The organism is Nostoc cycadae WK-1 (genome assembly GCF_002897135.1).
Classification (GTDB): Bacteria; Cyanobacteriota; Cyanobacteriia; order Cyanobacteriales; family Nostocaceae; genus Nostoc_B.
Genome location: NZ_DF978452.1, coordinates 12,924 through 32,198, shown reverse-complemented (window position 1 = coordinate 32,198; position 19,275 = coordinate 12,924). Strand labels below are relative to the sequence as shown.

The 19,275-nt window shown below is 40.1% G+C and carries 18 protein-coding genes; 14 read left to right on the top strand and 4 right to left on the bottom strand.

Annotated features, from left to right (window positions below; translation table 11 throughout):
* The 8 genes from NCWK1_RS28080 to mgtE form a co-directional block, all read left to right on the top strand.
* Positions 1-614: tetratricopeptide repeat protein (locus NCWK1_RS28080; protein WP_146034053.1), on the top strand; the 614-nt coding region annotated here is incomplete at its 5' end.
* 142 nt (positions 615-756) lie between these two features.
* Positions 757-1,032 carry a hypothetical protein gene (locus tag NCWK1_RS28075; protein ID WP_103126958.1) on the top strand — a complete coding sequence of 92 codons (276 nt, stop codon included), beginning with the start codon at positions 757-759 and terminating at the stop codon, positions 1,030-1,032.
* Positions 1,032-1,466 (top strand): type II toxin-antitoxin system VapC family toxin, encoded by a 435-nt coding sequence (locus tag NCWK1_RS28070; RefSeq protein ID WP_103126956.1) that lies wholly within the window; start codon positions 1,032-1,034, stop codon positions 1,464-1,466. Before NCWK1_RS28075 ends, NCWK1_RS28070 begins: the two co-directional genes overlap by 1 nt.
* Before the next feature lie 81 nt (positions 1,467-1,547).
* Positions 1,548-2,261, top strand: coding sequence for a TIGR04283 family arsenosugar biosynthesis glycosyltransferase (locus tag NCWK1_RS28065; RefSeq protein ID WP_103126955.1), 714 nt, complete (start codon positions 1,548-1,550; stop codon positions 2,259-2,261).
* Positions 2,262-2,370: 109 nt separating this feature from the next.
* Positions 2,371-3,132 (top strand): TVP38/TMEM64 family protein, encoded by a 762-nt coding sequence (locus NCWK1_RS28060; protein WP_103126954.1) that lies wholly within the window; start codon positions 2,371-2,373, stop codon positions 3,130-3,132.
* Positions 3,122-3,895: a TVP38/TMEM64 family protein gene (locus NCWK1_RS28055; RefSeq protein ID WP_103126953.1), complete on the top strand. Its 774-nt coding sequence runs from the start codon at positions 3,122-3,124 to the stop codon at positions 3,893-3,895. Before NCWK1_RS28060 ends, NCWK1_RS28055 begins: the two co-directional genes overlap by 11 nt.
* A gap of 375 nt (positions 3,896-4,270) precedes the next feature.
* Positions 4,271-5,812, top strand: coding sequence for a mercuric reductase (locus NCWK1_RS28050; RefSeq protein ID WP_096577609.1), 1,542 nt, complete (start codon positions 4,271-4,273; stop codon positions 5,810-5,812).
* Between the two features lie 240 nt (positions 5,813-6,052).
* Complete coding sequence (gene mgtE / locus NCWK1_RS28045; RefSeq protein WP_103126952.1) at positions 6,053-7,453, top strand: magnesium transporter; 1,401 nt, start codon at positions 6,053-6,055, stop codon at positions 7,451-7,453.
* An 88-nt stretch (positions 7,454-7,541) separates the two neighbouring features.
* On the opposite strand, the gene NCWK1_RS28040 is transcribed toward mgtE, so the two are convergent.
* Positions 7,542-7,835 (bottom strand): acylphosphatase, encoded by a 294-nt coding sequence (locus NCWK1_RS28040; RefSeq protein WP_103126951.1) that lies wholly within the window; start codon positions 7,833-7,835, stop codon positions 7,542-7,544.
* 242 nt (positions 7,836-8,077) lie between these two features.
* Here NCWK1_RS28040 and NCWK1_RS28035 point away from each other — a divergent pair, with 242 nt between their 5' ends.
* The 3 genes from NCWK1_RS28035 to NCWK1_RS28025 all read left to right on the top strand — a co-directional run bounded on the left by NCWK1_RS28035 (position 8,078) and on the right by NCWK1_RS28025 (position 11,784).
* A complete protein-coding gene (locus NCWK1_RS28035; RefSeq protein WP_103126950.1) occupies positions 8,078-8,452 on the top strand; it encodes a DUF1823 family protein in 375 nt (124 codons plus the stop codon).
* 371 nt (positions 8,453-8,823) lie between these two features.
* Positions 8,824-10,482 (top strand): alpha-amylase family glycosyl hydrolase, encoded by a 1,659-nt coding sequence (locus NCWK1_RS28030; protein WP_103126949.1) that lies wholly within the window; start codon positions 8,824-8,826, stop codon positions 10,480-10,482.
* 258 nt (positions 10,483-10,740) lie between these two features.
* Positions 10,741-11,784, top strand: coding sequence for a 3-deoxy-7-phosphoheptulonate synthase (locus NCWK1_RS28025; RefSeq protein WP_103126948.1), 1,044 nt, complete (start codon positions 10,741-10,743; stop codon positions 11,782-11,784).
* Between the two features lie 38 nt (positions 11,785-11,822).
* Here NCWK1_RS28025 and NCWK1_RS28020 read toward each other — a convergent pair whose 3' ends face one another.
* Complete coding sequence (locus NCWK1_RS28020; protein WP_096577597.1) at positions 11,823-13,733, bottom strand: ATP-binding protein; 1,911 nt, start codon at positions 13,731-13,733, stop codon at positions 11,823-11,825.
* Positions 13,734-14,052: 319 nt separating this feature from the next.
* On the opposite strand from NCWK1_RS28020, the gene NCWK1_RS28015 reads away from it, so the two are divergent.
* Both NCWK1_RS28015 and NCWK1_RS28010 read left to right on the top strand, forming a co-directional pair.
* Positions 14,053-14,256: a hypothetical protein gene (locus tag NCWK1_RS28015; RefSeq protein WP_103126947.1), complete on the top strand. Its 204-nt coding sequence runs from the start codon at positions 14,053-14,055 to the stop codon at positions 14,254-14,256.
* A 391-nt stretch (positions 14,257-14,647) separates the two neighbouring features.
* Positions 14,648-15,502 carry a cyanophycinase gene (locus NCWK1_RS28010; protein ID WP_096577593.1) on the top strand — a complete coding sequence of 285 codons (855 nt, stop codon included), beginning with the start codon at positions 14,648-14,650 and terminating at the stop codon, positions 15,500-15,502.
* Between the two features lie 102 nt (positions 15,503-15,604).
* Here the strand turns inward: NCWK1_RS28010 and NCWK1_RS28005 are convergent, their stop codons facing one another.
* Together NCWK1_RS28005 and NCWK1_RS28000 are read right to left on the bottom strand one after the other, a co-directional pair.
* A complete protein-coding gene (locus NCWK1_RS28005) occupies positions 15,605-17,026 on the bottom strand; it encodes an aldehyde dehydrogenase family protein (RefSeq protein WP_103126946.1) in 1,422 nt (473 codons plus the stop codon).
* A gap of 55 nt (positions 17,027-17,081) precedes the next feature.
* Complete coding sequence (locus tag NCWK1_RS28000) at positions 17,082-18,125, bottom strand: nitrilase-related carbon-nitrogen hydrolase (RefSeq protein ID WP_103126945.1); 1,044 nt, start codon at positions 18,123-18,125, stop codon at positions 17,082-17,084.
* A gap of 522 nt (positions 18,126-18,647) precedes the next feature.
* Here NCWK1_RS28000 and NCWK1_RS27995 point away from each other — a divergent pair.
* The gene (locus tag NCWK1_RS27995; protein WP_103126944.1) at positions 18,648-19,226 is read left to right on the top strand and encodes a hypothetical protein; all 579 of its coding nucleotides are present in this window, start codon (positions 18,648-18,650) and stop codon (positions 19,224-19,226) included.
* Positions 19,227-19,275: the final 49 nt, after the last annotated feature.

Genomic DNA, 19,275 nt, shown 5'->3' with positions numbered 1-19,275 from the left:
GCCAAGCCGAACCTCTGTACATCGAAGCCCTAGCTATGATAAAGCGTATATTCACAGGCGACCATCCCGATGTGGCACTCAGCTTAAACAATTTAGCCACGCTCTACTATAGCCAAAGGCAGTATAGCCAAGCCGAACCTCTGTACATCGAAGCCCTAGCTATGATAAAGCGTATATTCACAGGCGACCATCCCGATGTGGCACTTAGCTTGAACAATTTAGCAGAACTCTACCGTAGCCAAGGAGAGTACAGCCAAGCCGAACCTCTGTACATCGAAGCCCTAGCTATGATAAAGCGTATATTCACAAGAGACCATCCTAATGTTGCACTCAGCTTGAACAATTTAGCCACACTCTACTATAGCCAAAGGCAGTACAGCCAAGCCAAACCTTTGTATATCGAAGCACTGGCGATTTTTCAACGGGTGTTAGGGGATAATCATCCCAATACAATATCAGCTAGAAAAAATTTGGCAATTATGCAATTTCAGTTAACTCCCATTGTTGTTTTGATGCGGTGGTTAAGTTATTTTATAGGCATATTGTTAGGGATATTAATTTTACCGTTTTATTTATTGTGGCTACTGGCTAGAAAATTAATTCGTAATTCGTAATTATGCGAGAAGTTCAGATCCCCGACTTCTTAAAGAAGTCGGGGATCTAGTTGTATCAATAATAAAAGTGCGATGGTTTTGCGGTAGGCAAATCGCAATGCTACCCTAGTTCATAATTATGACAAAATCAAAACAAAATTTTATGAACTTTCCTCCCCAACTACAAGAAAAGATTGAAAAATGGGCAAACAGTCAGGGAATATCGACTGAGCAATTTATTTTGCAAGCCATTACAGAAAAAATTGCGGCTTTGAGTCAGCAAAAACTTGAAGAAGAGACTCAAATAAACCTTAACCAAGCAACTCTCTATCGCAAAGATGGAATCTTAGTTGTAGATGCAGAATTACCAGCAAACTTTGATATTAATACTTTTATAGATGAGTTGAGAGAAGAACGCATTCAGGATCAAATAGTTTGATGAAAGTCTTGTTTGATACTTCTGTCTTAGTGCCTGCAATAATTGTTAACCATCCGCAACATTCTGTTTGTTTTCCTAAGATTCAATCTGCAAAATCTCGACAAATTCAAGGGTTTATCTCAACTCACAGTTTAGCTGAAACATATTCTGTCATCACACGCTTACCCGTTCAGCCACGTATTAGTCCTCAACAAGCTCAAAGCATAGTTGTAGATATACTACAGTATTTAGAAGGAGTTCCACTAGTTGTTGATGACTATCAAGCTGCAATTGCTCAAATGGCAACTTTAAACCTTCCCGGTGGCGCTATTTTCGATGCTTTAATTGCTCAAGCTGCATTAAAAGCCCAAGTAGATATTTTACTAACATTAAATCCAAACCATTTTACTCGTTTGGGAAATGCGATCGCCCATATTGTACAAGTCCCTGCGTAAATGCGTAGACAAGTAGCCTTTTGTCTTCAAGCATCGCTTTATAACTGTAGTATGCTTACATGATGCGTGTAAATCATACTAATGAGTTTGGTAAACCTGACTACTGCTAAAGTTTCAATTATTATTCCCACTCTCAACGAAGCCAAAAATATTCCAGGAGCGATCGCCAGCACTCAATCTAGTACAAATATAGAAGTGATTGTGGTTGATGGTGGCTCTAGTGATGACACAATAGCAATTGCTCAATCATTGGGTGCTAAGGTAATTTCATCATCTCCCGGTCGTGCGGTGCAAATGAATGCGGGTGCGGTGGTGGCGAGTGGCGAGGTGTTGTTGTTTCTTCATGCAGATACTCGTTTACCAGTTGGGTTTGATGCAATGATACGCACAGCACTGCAACAGCCTGGAATTGTGGCTGGTGCGTTTAATTTGCAAATTGATCACCCAGGTTTAGGTTTAAGGTTGGTGGAATTAGGAGTAAAATGGCGATCGCATTTAATGCAAATGCCTTATGGTGATCAAGCAATCTTTTTAACTCAACAAGTATTTCAACAAATTAATGGTTTTCCAGAATTACCCATCATGGAAGACTTTGAATTAATCCGGCGATTAAAGTCTACAGGAAGCATTGTCATTATTAACACGCCAGTTATGACTTCAGCGCGGAGATGGGTAAAAAAAGGCATTATTCAAACTACCTTACTCAATCAAATTATTATTATTGCTTATTTGTTTGGTGTTTCCCCAGTACGAATTCATAGCTGGTATCGCCGGGAAAAGTTTAAGAGAATTTAAGGTATTTCTCATTTAAATAGCTTATCTTAATTAAAGACTATATAACAAACCACAGAGACCAAGATAACACAGAGAGATGTTTGCACAAATGATTTAGGCTAGACAAATCATGGTGACACAATCACAGTCAAAACTCAAGGGCAAACTTAAGTTTTTACTATTAACGATACTTGTAGCGGTAGTGATAATTGCTGCGAAACTTTTTAACTTTTCAGCAATTTTTACTACTTTAGTTGCTCAGGTCAACAGCCTGGGAATTTGGGGTATAGTTGCTTATATAGGCATTTACAACTTAGCAACATTATTATTGATTCCCGGTTCAGTTTTAACTTTAAAAGCAGGTTGCTTATTTGGTTTGTTTTGGGGGTCGGTGTATGTCTTAATTGCCGCAATTATTGGTGCAGTTTTAGCATTTATGATTGGACGTTATGTATCCAGAGGTTGGGTGTCACGCCAAATTGAAAAACATCCTAAGTTAAAAGCTATTGATGTAGCAGTTGCTAAAGAAGGATGGAAAATTGTTTTATTAACGCGGTTATGTCCTTTATTTCCCTTTAACTTATTAAATTATTTTTTTGGTGTTACGCAAGTTTCTCTTAAAGATTATATATTAGGTTCTTTCGGCATTATTCCCGGAACAGTTATGTATGTCTATATTGGGACATTAGCGGGCAATTTAGCCATGAATAATATGCCAAATCCAGCCCTCACTCCAGAGGCAAAAACTTATCAATTAATTATGCAAATTATTGGTTTACTGGCTACGGTGGCTGTAACTATTTATATTACTAAAATTGCCCATAAAGCTTTAAACCAAAGTATGAACGAAATAGAAACAGTGCAAAAGCAAAATGAGAAATATGGAAAATAAATTTTTCATGATTAATTGGCGAAACTCAAGCAACCTTTTTCTAGCGATATTAGCAATCATAACTGTAGCGATCGCAATTTTATTTCACCCAGAATCAGCCCTTGCTCAAACAGCAGCACCAACAACCTCATTCAACCCCCAAGTTATTTTACGCAATGCTTTGCAATGGATTGAGAATTTAGGAACAGTTGGTGCGATCGCTTTTATTGGGCTGTATATTATTGCTACCGTGGCTTTTTTACCTGGTTCAATTATTACCTTGGGCGCGGGTGTGGTTTTTGGTGTAGTTTGGGGTTCATTATATGTGTTTGTGGGTGCAACTCTGGGCGCAACAGCCGCATTTTTAGTAGGACGTTATTTAGCTAGAGGTTGGGTTGCAAATAAAATTGCCAATAATCAAAATTTTGCCGCAATAGACCGCGCAGTTAGTCGAGAAGGATTAAAAATTGTTTTATTAACTAGACTTTCTCCCATATTTCCCTTCAACTTATTAAACTACGCCTTTGGTGTTACAGGAGTTTCCCTCAAAGATTATTTTATTGGCTCCGTCGGTATGATTCCTGGCACAATTATGTATGTTTATATTGGTTCCTTGGCGGGAAATTTAGCCCTAATTGGCACAGACAGTCAACCAAGTAACTCCACAATACAATGGGCTATTCGGATAATTGGCTTTATCGCCACAGTTACAGTAACAGTTTATGTCACCCGCATCGCCCGGAAAGCTTTAGCAGAAGAAGTAAAGATAAAGGATGAAGTATGAAGTCTAAAATTTAGTACTTAATATTCTATAATTCACGCGATGTGCGACTTATTCTTGAAACCCCTCTCCAAACCTCTCCCCTGCAAGGAGCTACGGTGTACACACAAGTCTGAGAAAGTCACCCAACAGCGTTTCGATCCCCCCTAACCCCCCTTGAAAAGGGGGGAACCGGAGTTAAAGTCCCCCTTTTTAAGGGGGATTTAGGGGGATCAGATTACTTGTGTGTACACGGCAGCTGCAAGGAGAGAGGCTTTGAATCTTGCCCCCCTTCCCTTGTAGGGAAGGGGTTGGGGGTTAGGTTTGAGAGAAAGTTGTACACCAAGTTAATTCATAATTTACATTTCATACTTCATAATTCACACTTCATACTTCATTATGGAATTAGCAAGAGTCATTGTTCGCCCAGTAGATGAGTACAACCAAAAATTAGTGTCTCACGTACATCCTGCTAACTGGGTAAATCCCCAACCTGCTGATTGCTACGACTTGGTAGTTATTGGCGCAGGAACAGCGGGATTAGTTGTAGCCGCAGGTGCAGCAGGTTTAGATTTAGGTTTAAAAGTCGCATTAATCGAAAAGCATCTCATGGGTGGAGATTGCTTAAATGTGGGTTGTATACCATCAAAATGTATTATCCGTTCTGCGCGAGTGATTGGTGAAATTTGGGACGCAAAGAATTTAGGAATTAATATTCCCAAACAACAAATTGAAATTGATTTTCCCGCAGTTATGGAACGGATGCGGCGAGTAAGGGCGGGTATTAGCCATCATGATTCGGCGGAACGCTTTAAAAATATTGGTGTTGATGTTTTTTTAGGTAATGGTCGATTTGCCAGCAATAATACTGTGGAAGTAGGCGGTAAAACCCTGCGGTTTAAAAAAGCGGTAATTGCCACAGGTGCAAGGGCGGTAAAACCCTCTATCCCCGGTATTGAAAATGTTGGTTATTTAACTAACGAAACAGTTTTTTCCTTGATTCAACGCCCAGATAAATTAGCTGTAATTGGTGGCGGGCCAATTGGTTGTGAATTGGCGCAAACCTTTCAACGTTTAGGTTGTGAAGTCACACTGTTTCATCGCGGTTCTCATCTATTAAATAAAGAAGATGCTGATGCAGCAGAAATTGTGCAGAATGTCTTAATTCAAGAAGGCATTCGCGTAGTGTTAAATTGTCAATTAGAAGAAGTGGTGGCTGTGACCGAAGGAAAAAGACTTTACTTTTCGACTAACGGTTACAGAGATTCGGTGACAGTGGATGAAATTTTAGTAGGTGCGGGACGCGCGCCCAACGTGGAAGGTTTAAATTTAGAAGGTGTGGGTGTAGAATACGACACGCGGCGCGGTGTCAAGGTAAATGATTATCTGCAAACCACAAATCCCAAGATATATGCGGCTGGCGATATCTGCATGGATTGGAAATTTACCCATGCTGCTGATGCGGCGGCGCGAATTGTCATTAAGAATACTTTGTTTTCGCCCTTTGGGTTAGGGCGTTCCAAACTCAGCAGTTTAATTATGCCGTGGGTGACATATACATCCCCAGAAATTGCCCATGTGGGAATGTATGAACATGAAGCGAAAAAACAAGGTATTGATGTAGCGACAATTAAGATTCCTTTTAGTAGTGTAGACCGCGCGATCGCAGATAATGAAGAAGCAGGCTTTCTTAAAATTCTCCACAAAAAAGGCTCAGACGAAATACTTGGTGCAACCATTGTTGCCAGTCATGCAGGTGAGATGATTTCGGAAGTTACCACCGCAATTGTCAATAAAATCGGTTTGAGTAAATTAAGCAGCGTCATTCATCCCTACCCCACCCAAGCCGAAGCGATTAAAAAAGCCGCCGATGCTTACCGTCGCACTCTGTTGACTGCAAATACCAAACGCATTCTTGGATTTTTGACCAAGTTATCCTAAAAATCTTGAGTGTTTAAGAAACATTGTCTTGAGAATATTGCTGAGTCAAATCAGCAAATTTGCACTCTACATCACAGTTGCAAGCATTAATTAACAGTGAATTTGCCACATTAACAGCGGAAATTAGATAGAAGTTAACTAAAGGTAAAAAAAGTTACAACCTTTAAGGTTTCATCTTCCCGCATTGTCTCATAGACTAGGGGCAGGAACCTTATTAAAACTGGCTGAGGAAAGTGGAAATTGACTGAGACGAACAACCTAAACTCTTCCTTGCAGGATGTGACTCGCAGAGAATTGCGCGATTTAGTGAGGAATCAACTGCAAATGCTGTTAGAAGCAGCAGATTTACAAGCAGCAAAAGCAATTCTTGTACCTGTACAGCCTGCGGATATTGCGGAAGCGATTGAAGGTTTACCAGAAGCAATGCACGCTTTAGCTTTTAGGTTGCTTTCTAAAGATGAAGCGATCGCAGTTTATGAATATCTTGACTATAGCGTGCAAGAACGGCTAATTGAAGAATTAAAAAGTCAAGAAGTCCGTGATATTGTTGATCAAATGTCCTCAGATGACAGAGCTAGGCTATTTGATGAATTACCTGCAAAAGTTGTCAACCGCCTACTAGAACAATTAAGTACTACAGAACGTCAGGCTACAGCTTTGCTGTTGGGTTATGAACCTAATACAGCCGGGCGCATTATGACTTTAGAGTTTATTTCTCTAAAAGAAAATATTACAGTTACGCAAGCTCTAGAGCGAATTCGCCGCTTGGCTAGTGCCAGTGAAATCATTTATTATCTTTATGTCACCGATGCAGAAAGACGGTTAACAGGGATTGTATCTTTGCGAGATTTGGTCACATCTCAGCCAGAACAAATCATCGGGGAAATTATGACCCGTGATGTTATATTTGTTCGCACAGATACAGACCAAGAAGAAGTAGCAAGAATAATTCAGAGATATGACTTTTTAGCTGTGCCTGTAGTAGATAAACAACAGCTTTTAGTCGGAATTGTCACAGTTGATGATGTCATTGATATCTTAGAAGAAGAAACCACCAAAGATATTTACGCTTTAGGTGGTGGTGTGCAGTCAAGTGGCGATAATTATTTCCAGATGAATTTAATGGAAGTAGCTCGTAAACGAGTGCTATGGTTATTTGTTTTATTAATCACTAATACAGTTACAGGCACAATTATTAAATCTCAAGAAGATATTTTAACCAAAGTAGTCACCCTAACAGCTTTTATTCCTTTATTAACAGGGACTGGTGGTAACGTTGGCGCTCAATCTTCTACAGTAGTGATTCGCGGGATGAACACAGACGAAATTCGTTCCCTTGGGCCATTACAAGTAATTGGTAGAGAAGCGATCGCTGGTTTATTGTTAGGTGGTATGTTGGGGATAGTCGCTACAGTCTGGGCTTACTTTTTGCAAGGACGCATTGAAGTTGCGATCGCAGTTGGTAGTAGTTTAATTGCAATTTCTATCTTAGCTTCCGTGTCTGGTTCCGCACTGCCATTCTTATTTCGCTTGTTGCGTTTAGACCCAGCTTTAATGTCAGCACCATTTATTACCACAGCCGTCGATGTCTTAGGAGTTTTAATTTATTTCAATCTGGCACGAGTAATATTACAGTTATAAACAAGATAAAATCTCAAACTCTTGATTCTCTCTACGTCTGTGCGCCTCTGCGTGAGCAAATTTCTCTCACATTGATCAATTCCCCCAACTACTTAACTTCAAACCCCCGCAACCCTTCTGGTTTCTCATACTCAGTCACCACCTCTTGCACTATCGCCGCAGGTGGGCCAGAGTGACACCAGCGAAGCATTTCCTCTACAACCTCCCGCACCCCTTCAAATACCGCTTCTACCCGACTATCAGGAAGATTTCGTACCCAACCAGTTAAACCCAACTGGCTGGCGGTATCAACTGTTGCATAGCGATAGCCCACTCCTTGAACTCTGCCAGAAATTAAGACATGGGCGCGAATTATTTTTGGTAGTTGTGTGGAATCTTGCATAAACTGGTCAATTCTTTACGATTTCCAGTCTACCTGTTATGTGAATCTAGTACAAAATTTTAATTGCCCACTCAATTGTTTGGCATATCAGTTGTTTAGCAAAACTAACCGCTGTAATAGTAGCTAAAGATAATGATAAATTATTGTTTGTACATCGTCATAATCAGCGGATGCCTGCATCCCTAATTACAGATTACCATCTATCAATCTGCTAATTTTAAAATTTGAATTCTGCCTTGCTTATGTCTAATTTACCACCTTTAAATCCCGATACAATTTGGGGAATCCTCAAAGATCAAATTGATGATGTTACAGTCAATCAGTTAGTTTGGTACTACTTAGGATATCGCTATAACTCCACAACAGATCAATGGGAAAATAACGAAGTTATCCCCGAATGGCGAGATGAGTACCCAGAACCGCCTAACTTTCTCGAAAGTCGCCCTGCAACCATGAAGTTAACTCGTTCTATCCCCAAAGAATATAAACAGATTGTCAAAGAGAAATTGGGTTTTAAAGGTTACAAAATTGGGGAATTTACTCCTAGAGAAACACGCAGAGCCACAGCCGCCAATTGGTTGTTAAGTTATTGGCAGCAACAAAATCCTGAATTATAGTTATTTGGGAGGTTTAAGATATTCAATAAATCTTGAGTAGTTAGACTGAAGTTATAACTCATCGCCATATAACTGCTATAGTAATATTCAGTTGATATCAGAATATGCAACTGAATATTATTGTTTAAATACCATATATAAAATTAATTTCATTTATTTGATAAAATCTATCGCCTGATGGTAGATAGTGGATAATTGACAGATATTCCACATTTTTCCTGATTATCTCGCAAAAAACACCCATTTAGATATTCTCTAGTCTCTCTCCAGATAGAGGAAGTGATTGTTTAATTATTTCTGTAGACCGATTTGCAAATTGATTAATAATTACGAAAATACTAATATTCGCCTTATATACTTGAAAATTTTTTATGGCTAATTTCATTGAATTTACTTTATTTGCCCCTTATAACAAAGGTGCTGCATTAATAGGTTCTTTTTCTGATTGGCAAGAAATTCCAATGGAAAAAGGAGAAGATGGTTATTTTCGCACAACTGTAGAATTAGAAGATGGTGTTTATCAATATAAATTCCGTGTGCAGTCAAAATCATGGTTTTTTGAAGCAGATCAATGGGTAGAGGTAACAGATCCCTATGCAACTGATATTGACGAATTAGGCGGTAAAGATAATAGTGTAATCCGCATTAAAGATGGACAGAAAATTGTTGATACTTATGTCTGGCATCATGATGATAAATCCTTACCAGCAGACCATGAATTAGTTATTTATGAATTACATGTTGGGGATTTTTCTGGTGGTGAAGATGACCCTTATGCCAGAGGTAAATATAAACATGTTATTGAAAAGTTAGATTATTTGTCTGATTTAGGAATTAATGCTATTGAGTTACTACCAGTTAAAGAATATCCTGGTGATTATAGTTGGGGTTATAACCCACGATATTTTTTTGCAACTGAATCTAGTTATGGTTCTACAGAGGGATTAAAGCAACTCATAGACGAATGCCATAGCCGGGGTATTCGAGTAATTATGGATGGGATTTATAATCACTCAGAATCTTCTAGTCCCTTAACTCAAATAGACCATGATTATTGGTATCACCATGCGCCCCGTGACCCTGATAATAGCTGGGGGCCAGAATTTAATTATGAGTTCTACGACGAAAATTTAGAGACTTATCCCGCCCGTAAATTTATTGGTGATACAGTCCGTTTTTGGGTGCAAGAATATCATATAGATGGCATTCGCTACGATGCAGCTAGACAAATAGCTAATTATGATTTTATGCACTGGATAGTTCAAGAAGCGAAAAAAACTGCTGGTGCTAAACCTTTTTATAATGTTGCTGAACACATCCCAGAAACTACTAGTATTACCAACATTGATGGCCCGATGGATGGCTGTTGGCATGATAGTTTTATGCACACAGTCACAGCACATATTTGCGGTGATAGGTTTGATTTAGAAAACCTTAAGGATGTGATTGATCCGAAACGTCAAGGTTTTATGGGTGCGACTAATGTCGTTAATTATCTCACCAACCATGACCATAATCGCGTGATGGTTGAGTTAGGTAATCGGAATATTTTCGATGAAGAAGCTTTTAGGCGGATTAAATTAGGTGTCGCTATTTTGATGACGGCTGTTGGTGTACCTTTGGTATGGATGGGACAAGAGTTTGGCGAGTATAAACCTAAAACTCAAGAATCATCAAAAATTGATTGGACACTACTAGGTAATGATTTAAATCGGAGTTTATTTGATTACTACAAAGGCTTGATTCATTTACGGAAAAATAGTCATGCCTTATACACCGAAAATATTGATTTCATCCACGAAAACGCCGAAGCTAAGGTAGTGGCTTATAGCCGTTGGAATGATGAAGGTTCCCGTGTAGTTGTGGTAACAAATTTTTCCGAAAACTTTTTAGGCGGCTATCATGTGCCTAACTTTCCTTGTAGCGGTACTTGGCACGAGTGGACTGCCAATTATGATGTCGAAGCTGGCGATGATGGCATTATAACTGATCTTGGGCCTTATGAAGCTAAAGTATTCGTTTGGCAATAACAGGATTCTCTGACATTGAGTTAGGCAGATTATAACGAAGTTAAGGGGGTGATATTTGCCCCCTTTTTATTCATGATTAGACAATGGGCGATCGCTCCAATTCTGCCCGTAACCAATTACAGTTAAACTATCAATAGACTCAGGAATAAAGTCTGTTTAAATAAAAATCCATGAATTGATTGTTGTGCTTTTGACCTAAAATGTGTATATTACTTTTCACTCCAGCAACGAGATCATCAAAATCTCCAGAGTCTCTCCATGCACAACAAATTATCTAATACTAACATTAAAAGTTCACACATCTTATTAACGCCTCACGACGTTAAGACAAGATTGCCACTCACTAAATCGGCAGAACATACAGTTTTAAAATATAGAGAAGAACTAGAACATATTTTAGATTTTCAGGATAGCAGAAAATTTATTGTAGTTGGGCCTTGTTCTATCCACGACACAAAAGCAGCGATAGAATATGCTGAGAAATTAAAAATATTAGCCGATAAAGTCAAAGATAAACTCTTATTAATTATGAGAGTTTACTTTGAAAAACCTAGAACAACAGTAGGCTGGAAAGGTCTAATTAATGACCCTGACATGGATGATTCTTTCCATGTGGAGAAAGGCTTATTAACTGCCAGAAGCTTACTATTAAAAATTACAGAATTAGAATTACCCGCTGGTACAGAAGCCTTAGATCCCATCATCCCACAATATATTAGTGAGTTAATTACATGGTCAGCCATTGGGGCGAGAACCACAGAATCACAAACTCACAGAGAAATGTCTAGTGGACTTTCCATGCCTGTAGGTTTTAAAAATGGCACTGATGGTAATATTCAAGTAGCTTTAAATGCGCTCCACTCAGCTAAAAGTCCCCATAATTTTTTAGGGATTAATCACAAAGGACAAGTCAGCGTTTTTCAAACTAGAGGTAATCCCTACGGTCATGTGATTTTACGGGGTGGAAATCAGCCCAACTACGATGTAGCTAATGTCAAACTAGTAGAAGAAAAATTAAAAGAGTCTAACTTACCACCAAGAATTGTGATTGACTGTAGTCATGGCAATACAAATAAAGACTACAGATTGCAGTCTCAGGTATTTGAAGATGTGATTCAACAAATCGTTAATGGTAATACATCAATAGTGGGGATGATGTTGGAATCGCATTTATATGAAGGTAATCAACCATTAAATTGCCAGCCAGAAGAATTAAAGTATGGGGTTTCTGTAACCGATAAATGTATTGGCTGGGAAGAAACAGAAAGAATTATTTTAGCAGCCCATGAAAAATTGAGGTAGTAGTAGAGACGTTGCAATGCAACGTCTCTAAATTAGATTCACAAAATAGTGCTAACTTCTTTCAAATAAACTCTGGTAAATGGTTCATCTTCTCCCAAGGTGTAGTCTTCAATTAACCCTTTACGTTTAATGGAAACATCATTGCCTTTTTTAATTACTACTGTGGAACCATCAACCAAATCACGCACTAACATCATTTCGGTTTCAGTGGGGTTATCTAAAATGACAATGTTGCTACCTTGATAGAACATCCCCTCTGTATTCAAAGTCTCTGATTCATACTCAGCAATTAACAAATCTAGTTTGGGATTCCGCAGTAAACTTTGGAGATTACTGTTGTAATCTGGGCGGAGAACTTTTTGTGAGCGATTAACAAAAACAGCTTCACGACAAACAGCGCCTATTGTCCATTCAGGATGTTGTAATAAAATATGGTCAATGGTTGTTTGTAGTTCCTGAACGGAGATTTTGTTAAAGGTAATAGTGGGAATTCTGGCATCAATTCCAGATGCAAAAAAAGTTTCTAAGATGCGGGATGGAACATCAACACTTTCGCCCACAGCTGGGTTGAGGTGCATCAAAATACCAGGGGCGGCGTTAATTTCTAAGATGGCAAAGTTACCCTGTTTCCAAGATTCGCCCAAATCTTCGGTAATCACATCAATGCCAAGACAAGTTAGGCGAAAATGTTGGGCAATGTCTTGAGCCAGGATAATATTATCATCATGAATTGTATGGGTGGCATTGATACTCACGCCACCAGCAGAAAGATTGGCAACTTTCCGCAGGTAGACAGTTCTACCTTTTTCTAGAATACTCTTCAAAGACAAACGCTGTTCTTCTAGATACAATTCCATCGCCTCATCAATTTGAATTTTACTCATTGCTGAGGTGGGTGAATCTAAACGTTCAGGTTTGCGATTTTCTTGACGGATTAATTCGTTAATGCTGGAGTAACCATCACCTGTCACCGATGCGGGACGGCGTTCTGTGGCGGCGACAAATTTGCCGTTAACACACAGTAAACGAAAATCCTTACCCGCAATGCTTTTTTCCACAATTATGCGTGCGGGTTGATTGTCGGGAATTGCTGCAAAGGCGCGACTATAAGCTGATTCCAACTCATAAGAATCTTGTACTTCGGCGGTGACACCAATTCCTTTGTGACCAACTACAGGTTTTACCGCTACTGGGTAGCCAATTTCTCTAGCTACTATTAAGGCTTCTTTTTCACTAGCGACAATTTCACCTTTGGGAACTGGAAAGCCTAAGTTACCCAAAAAGTCTTTACAGTCATCTTTGCGGGTGGTGAAATCGGAATCTATATGGCTATCACAGTCAAAGGTGGTAGCGACACCTCGAACGTGTTTTTTTCCCCAGCCGTATTGCATCAGTCCTTCATCCCAGAGATAAAAGGCGGGAATACCTTTTTCGTCGGCGGTGCGTAATAAGGCGTAGACTGTGGGGCCACCATAGACAGATTCGCGGAATCTGGTTTGTAATTGGACTAGTTGGTCATCAAAGAGAAAATCTTCGTCTTGACTGATGGCTTCAAACCAATCCCACACACAATAAATTACGGCTCTAGTTGTGCGGGGATGCAGGGATTGAATGCTAATGCGGGTAAACTTGTCCTCTGGCTTGACATTGAAGTGGCTTAGGTGCAAATCCATTTCCAGCTTTCCCACTTCTGAGGCGGTGCGTGCAAACAAATGGGCGTAAGATTCATAAGTTTGATTGCCGAGATGAGGATAGCGATCGCTAATTCTGGCAACATAATCTTCTATGGGCAAAGGTTCTCTATACCCAGTCAGCGCCACATCAAATACTAATGCGCCTCTATCTAGATAGGGGTTCGGCCCGGCGTAATGCTGGAAGTTGAAAACATCAAACACATCTGTTCTTCTGGCATTTACACGGACTAAATTGGTGCTTTTTTCTTGAATCATTGATTCTCAACCTTTGCTAAACACCCTGAAATTTCAACTTTAATTTGTGGTTGCTTAGACTCAATCAATTATTGTAGATTGATTCAAATTAACTTGGGTAAGCTGTAACTTTGTCTTTGACTTTGTTAACCTCACCCTAATTGTAGTCATTAGGTATTTTCAACTATCTCAGGGCATAATCAAATTCATACAAGATTGCAGAAAAACAAGAGCATTCTACACGTAATCGGCAACGATAAAAATATAACCTTTGAAGGGTGATTTTTTCTTTATAAAAATATATAAGTAGAGAAATAGGGTTTTGAGGAGACAGCCAAACATGAATAGCACAAAAGCTGATCTCAGAGATGAAGTTAGAGAACTTGCCGAGGAAGCTTTTCACTGTAAGCTGATTTCGGGCTATGGAGATGGCCCAGATATCAACGAATTTCAAATTGTCTACCAAGGTAAACCAAGACATTTACCTCTGGTACAAGCACGTTTATTCTTAGTAAACTTGCTTTACAAAATTCGTCCGCAGTAGGAATCTTTTTTTAAATGTGTAGATGACTATACTCAAATTCATGGAGCTAAGACAATAACACAAGCCAGTTATAACACTTCTCTGTCCAGCTTGATCAGCATTGATCGAGCAAGAAAATAGTTCCTAAAAACTATGAGATTTTAGTGCTATTACTTGAGAAGAGTTATACATAAGTTATTACTGTATAAGTAATTGGTAATTCTGCTAAATGAATTACCAATTATTAAAAATGCTAAATTTGGCAAGAGTTTATATATACATAAAGTTATATATAATTTAACTTTTGCCATTAAAAATTAATCTATCAAATGGATGATTTGATTGTGATAATTGTCATGTTTTATTGAAATTAATCTAAATTAAATTCTAATCCGGTTATCCGGGGGGCATTATGACAGAAACTGCACATAAACGCCAGTTGGTAATTATTGGTGGCGCAGAAGATAAAGAAGGAGATTGTGTGATTCTGCGAGAATTTGTCCGTCGGGCTGGGGGTACAAAAGCCAATATTGTAATTATGACGGCCGCCACAGAACTGCCTAGAGAAGTGGGGGAAAATTATATTAGAGTTTTTGAACGGCTAGGTGCAGAACACGTTCGCATTATTGATACAGAAACTCGTGAAGATGCTAGGTCTTCTACGGCTTTAGAAGCTATTGCTAAGGCGACTGGGATATTTTTTACTGGAGGAGACCAAGCGCGAATTACTAGTATCCTCAAGGATACCGAAATCGATGCGGCTATTCACCAACGCTACGCTGAAGGTGCAGTAATTGCAGGTACTAGTGCGGGTGCGGCTGTGATGCCCGATAAAATGATTGTTGAGGGTGATTCTCAAAGTACACCACGGATGGAAATTGTGGAAATGGGGCCTGGTATGGGTTTTCTCCCAGGGGTGGTGATTGACCAACATTTCTTACAACGGGGACGCTTAGGGCGTTTAATTACAGCTTTAATTCATGAACCTGCGGTGTTAGGATTTGGGATTGATGAGAATACAGCGATCGCCGTGACTGATGACCAAATCGAAATTATTGGTGAAGGTTCAGTCACCATTGTGGATGAGTCTGAATCTACATATAACAACGCAGATACAATTCTCCGGGATGAACCTTTGGCAATTTGTGGTGCGAAGCTGCATATTTTGCCACATGGTTATAAATTTAACCTGAAAACTCGGCAAGCGATTTTGACTAATGGTGTTGCGGCTAGTGAAACTGTGAATGAATCTGTAGTAGGGGTTTAAGGAAAGTAGGTTGGGTGAAGCGACAGCGAAACCCAACAAACAGAATCTCATACGGTTTTTAACGAACTACAGAAACGCAGAGGTCGCTGAGAGAAGATTGCACTACACTTTAGGCTCAAACCACCAAGGGTCTTGATTTGAGTTGGTTTTAATCAAAAACGCTTTTTTCCGCAAAAATCGTTTGATGGCGGCTGCACCCATACGTGAACCGCCTAAACCGGATAATTTGAAAGCGTTTTTTTCACCTTCGTGCATAATGGCGGTGAGGGCGGCATCATTAATACTGATAGCACCTGCATCTATTTGCTGGGCAACTGTTAACGCTTCAGTTTCGGTTTCCGCAAATACCGCCGCACTCAGTCCATAAATTGAATCGTTGGCTAAGTTAACAGCTTCCTCTACTGTGGTAAAAGGCATGATTGGCATGAGCGGGCCAAAAGTCTCTTCGGTCATGACTTTCATTGTATGGTTAACATGAGTCAGCACTGTGGGATGACACCACCAACCACCGCCTAACTCTTCAACTTTACCGCCACAATGAATTACTGCACCTTTTTGCACTGCATCGGCGAGATGCTCGTTAATTATGCCAGCTTGTCTTTCAGCAATAATGGGGCCGATTTCGCCACTTTCAATCGCCGGATGGGCTAGTTGTAGGCGATGCGCTTTGGCTACTAACTGATGATAAAACTTTTCAAAGATAGATTCGGCAACGTAAATACGCTCAATTGATAAACAAGACTGTCCGGTGTTAACGACGGAACCCCATAAAATCGCTGATGTGGCTAATTCTAAATCGGCAGATTCCAACACGATCGCCGGATCTTTCCCGCCCAATTCCAAAAAAGCGGGGATAAATCTTTGTGCGGCGACTTCTGCTACTTTGCGTCCAGTGGCGACACTACCTGTAAAACAAACTAAATCTACATTCTCAATCAAAGCCGCGCCAGTTTCTCCCGCACCTTCCACAAAACTGAAAACATCGCGCAAGGCGGGTACTTGATTAATTGCAGCTATCAGTGGGGCGATGAAACGCGGTGCAATTTCACTGGGTTTAACAACTACAGCACAACCCGCCAACAGTGCGGGAATGGTATCTATCGTAGACAGCAACAGAGGGAAATTCCAAGGACTAATTACCCCAACTACAGGGTAAGGCGTTGATGTTTGTTGTAAGGCGATGAACGGAATTGATGTATTTTTGGCCGAATCTTGTAATAAATCTGGCGCTAATCCACACCAGCGATCGATGCTAGAAAGGAATGAGTCGATTTCCATCACTGATATAGATAATCTACCCGTATCATTGACCAAAGCATCTGTGAGCTTTTCGCGTCCAGCCAAAATTGCTTGCTTCCATTCTTTTAAAGCTGCAACTCTCCCTTCTACGCCCAGTTTTTGCCAACGCACTTGCGCCCTTCGCGCTCGGTTACATTGCTGCGCCAGCAGTTTCGGTGGCGGTGGGATAATTACATAATCATATTTTCCCGTTCGCGGGTTACGGACTTCGATTGGTTTTGTCATTTGTCATTTGTCAATGGTCAATGGTCAAAAGAATCTAATTTCAGACTTCAGACTTTTAAATCACTCCTAACTGAGATAGACGTTCTATGGTTTGTTGCTGTGTTTGGATGAAGTGTTGGCGATCGCATTCTTGATTTAGCATAGTGTTTGCTGGATAAAATTGTGACTGGCTGTAGCTTTGGGCGTAGAGTTCAAATCGCTGGCGAGACAGTAAATTATTTAACCCTGGACGACGGCGATCGCGTCTTAAAGCAGTTAAATCTATCTCTGCAAAAGCTGCCATACTTTCGCCTGCACCTGTTTCTGCTAATACGATACCGCGATAGTCAACTATTTTTGAGCCACCATCAACAGAAGCGCTGGGTATAGAACTATTAGCTAGACCTGCGGTATTCGCAGACACAACGTAAGCCATATTTTCCACAGCGCGAGAAATTTTCGCCGCATCTTTCGGTGTGAGGTTTTTGCTATAAACTTCAGAGGTGGAATGCAGAAAAATTTCTGCACCACGCATTGCTAAACACCGCGCGACTTCAGGGTATAAAATTTCTTCGGAAGCTAAAGCGGCTAAATTGCCAATTGCAGTTTTCGCTACAGGAAACACCCCTTCTAGGCCGTAACAATCAAGATATTTATCCCAAACATCATGAGGTGTGGGTGCAAATAACGAATTTAGCCGCCGATACCGCAAGACAATAGCACCAGCAGGGTCAATCACAAAGCAAGTTTGAAAGTATAAGCCAGGAAAATTGGGGTCGAGTTCGTAGGCGTTACCAGCTAAAAATATCTGATGTTTTTGAGCAATTTTACTTAGGACTTCATACTCGGCACCGTGCATTTCTATACAAGCTTTTTCTCCCCAAACAGCCAAAGGTTCACCCATCGGGAAACCTGTCAGAAAATATTCTGGTAAAACAATTAAACGACAGTCAAAACCAATAAAAGCAATACTGGCGGCGATTTGTTGCGCCAGGCGGTTGATAGTATGATGAATGATTTCTTGGACAGCGTGGCGATCGCTCGCTTGATTCACAGTATGACAGGTAACTTGCAGTGCTAAGGCACGGTATGATGCGATGGAATTTGGAATATCTGCCATGCTGTTTGCTGCTCAAAAACGCCTCACTATCAATATATAGCAGTGAGGTAATAGGAAAATATCGGTTCTCCAATGCTAATTTTTGATGCTTTGTCATGCCTAAGTGAGATCGCACTTAGGCACAACTATTAATCTTTGCATTAAGCATTTGACAGTTTTTGACATTTCCCAAACTCCTTCCCCTCACGGGGATGAAACCCTAGCAAATGACAATTGCTTAAATAGCCGACTGTCAGCAATTGCTTACATATCAAAAATTCCGTATTGAACACAAAACAGTTAAGAATAGACGCATATTTAGCACCTACACCTAAAACCTGCGATGATAATTTTCGCAGTTCTGGCAACTGGCCCGAGAGTAAAGTATTTTTAGTGGCTTGATCTGGTGTTGCCGATTTAACTATAAACTGACTATTAATCCTGCAACTTTTATTCTGCCAACTTGGCTATTTATCGGGACTGTACCCGGAAGCCAGTGGGAAAGCGGGAATAAGTACTAGTAAATGACCAACAATTTTGCTAATGAGAATTTGGACTGCAATAGTTGTACTAACTTCTTCTTGGCTAGTTTCCGGGTTGGTAGCGTCTCAGCCAATCAATGCTACAGTAGCGATCGCCGACGAAAAAATAGCACCATCAGGGTCAATTTCTCAAGCAAACAATACTAAAAATTCGGTAGCGATCGACAAAGCTGAGTTTGGCATAGCGAGAGTCGATGCTAGAGGTAAAGTTAACTTCATCCCCACATTCAGAGTCCCACTACAAGAAGGTAGTAAATATGGGTGGCGAATTCAACTCAAAGACTACCAAGGCGAAGTTACATGGCGAGAAGTCCTACGCTTACCAAAACCCCCAGAAACTTGGGCTACAGATGATGGTGAAAACTTCACAGTCTCCGCTGACGGTACAGAGTCGGTAATGAGGCGCAAAACTATAGCTAATGATGGTGTAATTGAAAACTATTGGACGATCGCCGCAGGTGATCCTCCTGGTAAGCATAAAATACAGGTATACGTTGATGAGCGTTTAATTGCAACTTTCGATTTTGACGTTTTTCCCGTAGACAGACAACAATCAACAGGCAGAAATCGCAGCTTATAGCAATTTTAAATCATTAGTGAACAACAAAATACCCGACTTCTTTAAGAAG

Excerpts from the sequence above, each read along its gene's own strand:
- NCWK1_RS28040 (WP_103126951.1), bottom strand. The coding sequence starts at position 7,835 with ATGCAAGATTCCACACAACTACCAAAAATAATTCGCGCCCATGTCTTA.
- NCWK1_RS28035 (WP_103126950.1), top strand. The coding sequence starts at position 8,078 with ATGTCTAATTTACCACCTTTAAATCCCGATACAATTTGGGGAATCCTC.
- NCWK1_RS27995 (WP_103126944.1), top strand. The coding sequence starts at position 18,648 with ATGAGAATTTGGACTGCAATAGTTGTACTAACTTCTTCTTGGCTAGTT.
- NCWK1_RS28065 (WP_103126955.1), top strand. The coding sequence starts at position 1,548 with ATGAGTTTGGTAAACCTGACTACTGCTAAAGTTTCAATTATTATTCCC.
- NCWK1_RS28010 (WP_096577593.1), top strand. The coding sequence starts at position 14,648 with ATGACAGAAACTGCACATAAACGCCAGTTGGTAATTATTGGTGGCGCA.
- NCWK1_RS28020 (WP_096577597.1), bottom strand. The coding sequence starts at position 13,733 with ATGATTCAAGAAAAAAGCACCAATTTAGTCCGTGTAAATGCCAGAAGA.
- NCWK1_RS28050 (WP_096577609.1), top strand. The coding sequence starts at position 4,271 with ATGGAATTAGCAAGAGTCATTGTTCGCCCAGTAGATGAGTACAACCAA.
- NCWK1_RS28070 (WP_103126956.1), top strand. The coding sequence starts at position 1,032 with ATGAAAGTCTTGTTTGATACTTCTGTCTTAGTGCCTGCAATAATTGTT.
- NCWK1_RS28030 (WP_103126949.1), top strand. The coding sequence starts at position 8,824 with ATGGCTAATTTCATTGAATTTACTTTATTTGCCCCTTATAACAAAGGT.
- NCWK1_RS28075 (WP_103126958.1), top strand. The coding sequence starts at position 757 with ATGAACTTTCCTCCCCAACTACAAGAAAAGATTGAAAAATGGGCAAAC.
- NCWK1_RS28000 (WP_103126945.1), bottom strand. The coding sequence starts at position 18,125 with ATGGCAGATATTCCAAATTCCATCGCATCATACCGTGCCTTAGCACTG.
- NCWK1_RS28060 (WP_103126954.1), top strand. The coding sequence starts at position 2,371 with ATGGTGACACAATCACAGTCAAAACTCAAGGGCAAACTTAAGTTTTTA.
- NCWK1_RS28055 (WP_103126953.1), top strand. The coding sequence starts at position 3,122 with ATGGAAAATAAATTTTTCATGATTAATTGGCGAAACTCAAGCAACCTT.
- NCWK1_RS28015 (WP_103126947.1), top strand. The coding sequence starts at position 14,053 with ATGAATAGCACAAAAGCTGATCTCAGAGATGAAGTTAGAGAACTTGCC.
- NCWK1_RS28005 (WP_103126946.1), bottom strand. The coding sequence starts at position 17,026 with ATGACAAAACCAATCGAAGTCCGTAACCCGCGAACGGGAAAATATGAT.
- NCWK1_RS28025 (WP_103126948.1), top strand. The coding sequence starts at position 10,741 with ATGCACAACAAATTATCTAATACTAACATTAAAAGTTCACACATCTTA.